This is a genomic window from Maridesulfovibrio zosterae DSM 11974, from assembly GCF_000425265.1.
GTDB lineage: Bacteria > Desulfobacterota > Desulfovibrionia > Desulfovibrionales > Desulfovibrionaceae > Maridesulfovibrio > Maridesulfovibrio zosterae.
This window is the reverse complement of the sequence record NZ_AUDC01000015.1, coordinates 203,796-211,131: the sequence shown is the minus strand read 5'-3', so window position 1 is coordinate 211,131 and position 7,336 is coordinate 203,796. Positions and strand designations below refer to the sequence as shown.

The following is a 7,336-nucleotide window of genomic DNA, read 5'->3' as shown; positions in this document are numbered from 1 at the left end:
CGGTTTATAATGCAAACCAGACTGTACCTTACACTCTACCGGATAACGCCACACGTACAGTTATTAAAACCAATTCCAGCAAGGATGCGCAAGGTTCTAATGAGCTGCGTTTTGAGGATAAGGCCGGTGAGGAGGAAGTGTTCATTCATGCGCAAAAGGATATGAATACTACCATTGAAAACGAACGTACTACTACCATCAAAAAAGCTGACGATACCCTGACGCTGGAAGAGGGCAACCGTTCTCTGGACATCCAGAAAGGAACTGAAACCCATCATGTAAAAGGTACACGCAGTGTTACGGTGGAAGATGCTGAAACGCGAACCAACAAAGCTGACTACACAGCAACTGTTGATGGTGACTACAATCTCACTGTTAAGGGAGCCATGACCTTGAAAGTAACTGGCGACATCACCATCTCATCTGACGGCAATGTTACCATAAAAGCAGGGCAGAATGTGACGGTGAAAGGGGGGCAGGACCTGAATACTGAAGCCGGTATGAGCGCAACACATAAGGCCTCTACATCCATCACAGTACAAGGGCTCAGTTTTTCAGTTAAAGGAGATGCTTCGGGCGAGGTTGACGGAGGAGGTGCACTGACAGTTAAAGGCGGTATGGTCAGTATAAATTAGTGAATTGATATGATTCGAAATTATGCAGCTTCGTGCAGGGAGCGCAGTATGAATGAGGATAATGATTACGTACAGCGTGACGATCAGGGAAATATCCTGTTCAGGGTTCCTTTGAAAGATGGCAAGCCGCACGGGACAGGACATATGTTCAATTCCGAGGGGCGTATAGTGCAACAGATGGAATATCAACATGGCGTAGTAGAAGGAGAAGTGCGGCGGTTTGATGAGGATGGGCATCTTGTGCAGGTTTCGAATATGCAAAATGGAAAGCTCAATGGCGAACTTCGTACTTTTGAACACCAGCGGCCTCATATTCTTATGAACTATGTAAATAACGAGCCAAATGGTATCATGCAGGTATGGCATCCTAATGGACAGTTGGCGGCGAAAACGACCCTTCTGCATGGAAAGCAAGAAGGAGAATCACTTGTTTACGGGGAGCAGGGTGAACTGATGCAACGGTTGAACTATCAGAATGGAATGTTGCATGGATCAGCTGAACAACTTTTTTCTTCCGGTACAATACGTGAAAAAACACATTGGGTAGAAGGGTTGAAACATGGCGAGTCTTTAACTTTTTCGGAATCCGGAGAACTGGAAAGGCAAGTACAGTACGAGAAAGGAAACGTTCTGTCACAAAAGCTTATTGACGAACTTTCGACCAAGAAGAAATCCTGGCATCAGGCAATCTTCGGGGGCAAGTAGGCATGTCACAACTGGTTGTTTCAGGGGCTATGCTCCAGTGTTCATTCGGAGTCGCGCCATGCTCCTTGGTGGTCATGCCTATGAACAGAGTTATGTGTTCTACTCCGGCGGCAAATATCATGGATTATATTCCTATGGTGAATGTGCCGGGATTTGCTATGTGTACTTCGCTGGCCAATCCCACAGTTGCTTCCGCCACGGCTGCGGCCTTAGGCGTACTGACTCCGATGCCCTGCATCCCGAGTCTCGTTGCTCCGTGGATTACCGGTTCGCCAACGGTTCTACTCGGGAAAATGCCTGCTTTGAATAACAGTTCAACCCTTATGTGTATGTGGGCGGGTAGTATATCAATCGTCAGTGCCGGACAGTTTACTACAACCGTTCCATAGAGGAAATATTATGGTTAAGACCAAAATGAAAGTTCTTCTTTATGTAGCCATAACAGGGTTTATTTTATCTCTGCTCGGAGCTGTTTTGTTTGCAGGAATGCTTATATCCGAAAATATGGGGTCTGCTTCGAATGCAACTAAATCTCAAGTGAAGGGGCAGGTTGCATCACCACCACAGTACATAGTCAACTCCACAGCATTGCCTGCCATTGTCTATCCAAGAAGAAAGACCAGTAACACCGTCGCAACAAACGGTTCCTCAGTAACAAATTCTAATGTATTGACCTTGCAGGTTGGATCATATCTCAGCCTGAATTCTGCAGAAAAAGAGGCTGCACGAGTAGCCGGACTGGGATTTAAAGCGGAAGTACATATTCAGGAAAAATCTCCGCCAGTCTATGTTGTGTGGACTGGAAATTTTACAGATATGGCAACAGCCAGTGCCGAGGCAAAACGTCTTCAACAGCAGGGTAAAATAGCAGCCTCAATTGTGCCGATTGATAAAGCGGCTCTTGTTCCGGGAAAAGCAGGAATTCCACTTTGGCTGGCGCAGGTTGGGTCATTTCTCACCCCGCGATCTGCTGGGACTGAGGTTGCTAATCTGAAAAATGAGGGAATAAAGGCAAGTGTGGTTCCTCTTTATGATAAGAAAAGCAGGCTATGGTATGCAGTTATTCTTGGAACTTTTCCCGATAAAGCTAAAGCAAAAGAGGCATGTGCCGCATTTAAAGGGAAGGTAAATGGGGAATGTATTGTTTATCCTATTGATAAAGGGATATTTGAAGCCCGCAAGGCTGGAATGAAAGAATCTAAGAAGCAAGACAAGTAGTCCTGTTTTGTTGCTTCAACTACTTGAGTTACGTCACTTGCGGTATTGCAAAATATTGGAGATATTCTGATTAAATCATGTCCCAACACATGTAGGTTTGCAATGGCCAGTTGATGCTTTTCATGTACTTTAAATGAAATAATTTTTAAGCGAGGAAATCCTGGCAATTGGCATAAAATAACTAATGGAGATAATTCTTTTTTCGCAGGGTAATATGTGCTAAGTTAATAGGCATTATCGTCCCCTGCATGCGTAAACTGGTCACGACGATCTGACTTGTTGAAAAATTCCTTCCATTTCCTCTGACCCGGCGTTAAAAATCACCTCAAGCTGTGGCGGTATTCCAGTTGCTAAATTTTAGAATTTATTAATTTATTAGTTAATAAAGTTTCAATTTGTCAGCATTAAAGGTGCCTGGCTCACTTTCATCTTACAAGGCAATAGCTTGATATATAATATAGCTGCAAATAAAGGTATCCTCATGACAAAGAAAAAAAATACACAAAATCCTCGGGCTCAGAAAGATCTGCCTGTATCGGTTGACGAAATAAAAAGTGATTCCAAGCAGGGGCACGAAACGATTTTACCCATTGTGGGAATTGGTGCCTCAGCTGGAGGCTTGGCTGCTTTCGAAGCTTTTTTTTCAGGTATGCCTGCAGATGTCGATCCTGGAATGGCATTTGTTCTGGTGCAGCATCTTGCCCCTGACCACAAGAGCCTGCTTACTGAACTCATTCGGCGCTATACCCGTATGCGGGTCTTCGAAGTCGAGGATGGGATGGAAGTCTTGCCCAACTGTGCTTACATTATTCCCCCAGATCGCGATATGTCTTTTCTGAATGGTAGACTTCAATTAATTAAGCCTGTCGCCCCCCGTGGGCAACGACTGCCCATTGATTTTTTCTTCCGCTCTCTGGCTCAGAGCCAGCATGAGGCAGCAATAGGTATAGTGCTCTCAGGAACCGGTAGCGACGGCACCCTGGGTGTGCGGTCCATTAAAGGCGAAGGAGGCATGGTTATTGCCCAAACTCCCGACTCCTGCGAGTACGATGGTATGCCGCGCAGCGCAATTGCTACAGGTTTGGTGGATTACGAACTGTCACCCCCTGAGATGGCATCACATATCATAGCCTATGTATCTAAAATATATGGATCGACACTTCAGACGACAGCTAAGCCGAAATCTATAAGTGAAAACTCATTACAAAAAATATGCATCCTGCTACGATCCCAGATGGGGCATGATTTTTCCATGTACAAACCAAGTACCATACATCGCCGCATCGAAAGGCGCATGGCCATTCATCAGATCGACATGATGGATGCGTATATTCAGTATTTGCAGCAGACTCCTGTAGAAGTTGAAGCGCTTTTTCGCGATTTACTAATTGGCGTAACTAGTTTTTTCAGGGACCCCGCGGTCTTCAAGGTACTTGAGGAACAGGTTATTCCTAAAATATTTGCCGGCAAATCAGTGGATTCTTCAATCCGAGTTTGGTCGACGGGATGTTCTACCGGGGAAGAAGCATACTCCATTGCAATCCTCCTGCAAGAGTATATGGAAGCGACCAAACAGCACTTTAAGGTACATATTTTTGCCACCGACATTGACAGTCAGGCAATAGCCACAGCCCGTAGCGGACTTTATCCAGCAAGCATACTCACCGATGTTACGCCGGAGAGAATCGCACGTTTTTTTACTATTGAGAACGATGGAAGCGTCTACCGGATCCATAAAAATATCCGCGATATGCTGATTTTTTCTGAACAGGACGTGATCAAAGACCCTCCATTTTCTAAGCTGGACTGTATCGCCTGTCGCAATCTACTCATATACATGGGAGGGGAGTTACAAAAAAAACTCATTCCACTCTTCCATTACGCATTGCGTCCGGGAGGAGTTCTCTTTTTGGGCACATCGGAAACCGTGGGTGATTTTAGCGATCTGTTCTCAGTTATAGATCGAAAATCAAAGCTTTACCTGCGCAAGGAAGACCTTAATGGCAGAATACCTTCGACCATTGGCCGTTTTTTATCTCCCATGCTGCCGGTTGAGCCATCACCCTATCGACGTATATCCATAAAAGAGATCAGTCCTGTGCAACAGCCATTACGGGAACTTACCGAACAGACGCTACTGCAACAATTTGCTCCAGCAGGTGTGCTGGTCAATGCTCATGGCGATATTCTCTATCTTCATGGCCGTACTGGTCAGTATTTAGAGCCTGCGCAAGGCGTAGCCGGAGTCAACAACATCCTTAAAATGGCACGGGAGGGATTGCGCAGGCAATTGAGTATAGCTTTGCACAAAACCCGGACATCAAATGAAACAACACGCAATCCAGCTTTGCAAGTTAAAACCAATGGACACTTCACATCCGTTGATCTAGCTGTCTGTCCGGTATCGACAGATCTGACTGAATTTGAATCCCCTCTTTATCTGGTTATCCTGAAGCCTACATCGCAGTTTGACTGTGAGTTAGTGCAAAAAAACGATCTTTTGGGTTTAGGAAAAGTTGTAGACGGGGCAGATGAAGGCGATGATATGGATGTTGCTACGTTGCGGCATGAGTTGTTGGCTAAGGATGAATATCTTCAAAGTACCATTGAGGAATTGGAGACATCCAATGAGGAACTAAAATCATCCAACGAAGAAATGCAATCCATAAACGAAGAGTTGCAGTCTTCGAACGAAGAGCTTGAGACTTCTAAGGAAGAACTGCAATCCGTTAATGAAGAATTAGCCACCGTTAATACTGAACTGCAAAATAAATTAACCGATCTGTCGCATGCCAATAATGATATGAGCAACTTACTTTCCGGTACTGGCATAGCCACTATATTTGTTGATAATCGACTATGCATTATGCGTTTTACCCCGGCCGCCACTCGGATCATCAACTTGATTCCGGTTGATATTGGACGACCTGTTGGTCACATCGTCTCCAAGATGGTAGGATATGACAGCCTTGTTACTGACGTACAATCGGTGTTGGAAACACTGCTTCCTAAAGAATTGGAAGTACAGACCGCGGAAGAGAAATGGTACACTATGCGCATCCAACCTTACCGAACTCTTGAGAATGTGATTGAGGGTGTGGTAATCACATTTGTAGATATAACCGAAATGAAGAAGTCACACGTATTGCTGCAGGAAGCCTATGACCAGCTTCGTTTGGCAGTGATTGTGCGAGATTCACAGGATGCAATTATCGTATTAAATACAGATGGCGATATTTTGGAATGGAACCCTTCTGCGCAGAGAATTTTCGGTTGGACAGAGGAGGAGGCATTGACCTTGAGGCTTCAGGACATGCTTCCGGAGGATATACAATCGCAAGAGTTAGAGAATATCCGGCTGGTCGCTGCGGGTGACGTGCCGGTGCCATATAAAACACGCCGCATGAACAAGGATGGACAGGTTTTAACGGTGTGGCTCACGGCCAGTCTCTTGGCAGATGATGCAGGTCATGTCTATGCCATGGCGGTAACTCACCGCATTACCATGAAGAGGGACAACACATAATGGACAAGTTAAGACGTCAAGCCGAGAAATTAGTCGCTGAGGACGATTCTGCGAATAAGTATCCCGTTACACTTGCTGGAATGCAGCAGTCACTTCACGAACTGCGTGTTCATCAGATCGAACTGGAATTGCAAAATGAAGAACTGCGCCGTTCACAGGAAGAGCTGGATGCCGTACGGGCGCGTTATTTCGATCTTTATGATCTGGCTCCGGTCGGTTATTGCACGGTCAGCCAGCAGGGGGTGACTATTGAGTCAAATCTCACGGCTGCGACACTGCTTGGTGTGTCCCGGAGTGAAATAGTAGGTCAGTTTTGGACCCAATTTATTTACGAGGATGACCAAGACCTTTATTACCTGCAAAGCAAAGATCTCTTTAAAAAAGAAATACCGATGGCTACAACGGCGTTTGAGTTACGTCTGGTAAAAAGAGCTGGAGATGTATTTTGGGTACACTTAACAGCAACGATCTCACGGGATGCCAAGGGAGCTCCAGTCTGTCTTATCGTGATACACGACATTACTGAGCGTAAACAGGAAGAACAATTTCGCAAGGATGTTGAGCGTATCATCCATCATGACATCAAAGGGCCGCTTATCAATATCTTTTCCTTGGCGCAGTTGGTAGTGAACGGTAGCGATGAAGCCTCTTTGGTGGAGGCATTTCCACAGATTCTTCTTGGTATTCGGCAAGTGATTCATCTTATTGATGCTGCTGAGCCTTTGAGGAAGATGAAAAAGGGAGAATATTTACCAGCTAAAACTCCGATAGAAATTAATCATATTCTTGAAACCGTGAACAATTCTCTGGAAAGACTGTCCTCGCAGAATAAGGTTACCATTGTTCTCCAAGCTACGTCAGATTGTCCACGGGCTGGTGTGATGGTGTGCGGGGAAGCTTTTTTATTTGAAGACATATTTATGAATCTGATAAAAAATGCGATTGAGGCTTCCTCAGCAGGTGAATGTGTTACTATCACCAGCCTAAAGGAATCCGGTACGGTTCACATCAAAATCCACAATACCGGAGTTGTGCCGGAACCAATCAGGGCTCGTTTTTTTGAAAAGTATGTCACTATGGGTAAGCGATGCGGCACAGGTCTTGGAACATACAGTGCTCAGCTTATAGCCAAGGCTCATGGCGGCCATATCTGGTTCACTACATCCGAAGCCGAAGGGACCACTGTTACCGTTGAGCTTCCCATCTGCGACATCGAATAGCGCTCTTTTCGCTTGGACTGCCGGATGCTTAC

At 45.4% G+C, this 7,336-nt stretch carries 6 protein-coding genes; all 6 read left to right on the top strand.

The genetic code is table 11. From position 1 onward, the window contains the following. Positions 1-635: bacteriophage T4 gp5 trimerisation domain-containing protein (locus tag H589_RS20915; protein WP_027721894.1), on the top strand; the 635-nt coding region annotated here is incomplete at its 5' end. A 48-nt stretch (positions 636-683) separates the two neighbouring features. Continuing rightward, complete coding sequence (locus H589_RS0110105) at positions 684-1,340, top strand: toxin-antitoxin system YwqK family antitoxin (protein ID WP_027720179.1); 657 nt, start codon at positions 684-686, stop codon at positions 1,338-1,340. A 2-nt stretch (positions 1,341-1,342) separates the two neighbouring features. Beyond that, positions 1,343-1,729, top strand: a complete 387-nt coding sequence (locus H589_RS0110100) for a DUF4280 domain-containing protein (protein WP_027720180.1) — start codon at positions 1,343-1,345, stop codon at positions 1,727-1,729. A 10-nt stretch (positions 1,730-1,739) separates the two neighbouring features. Then, positions 1,740-2,558, top strand: coding sequence for an SPOR domain-containing protein (locus H589_RS0110095; RefSeq protein WP_027721893.1), 819 nt, complete (start codon positions 1,740-1,742; stop codon positions 2,556-2,558). A 481-nt stretch (positions 2,559-3,039) separates the two neighbouring features. Beyond that, on the top strand, positions 3,040-6,084 hold the full coding sequence (locus H589_RS19630) for a chemotaxis protein CheB (protein ID WP_051249712.1): 3,045 nt from the start codon (positions 3,040-3,042) through the stop codon (positions 6,082-6,084). Then, positions 6,084-7,304, top strand: coding sequence for a PAS domain S-box protein (locus H589_RS0110085; protein ID WP_084146947.1), 1,221 nt, complete (start codon positions 6,084-6,086; stop codon positions 7,302-7,304). Before H589_RS19630 ends, H589_RS0110085 begins: the two co-directional genes overlap by 1 nt. Positions 7,305-7,336 lie beyond the last annotated feature (32 nt).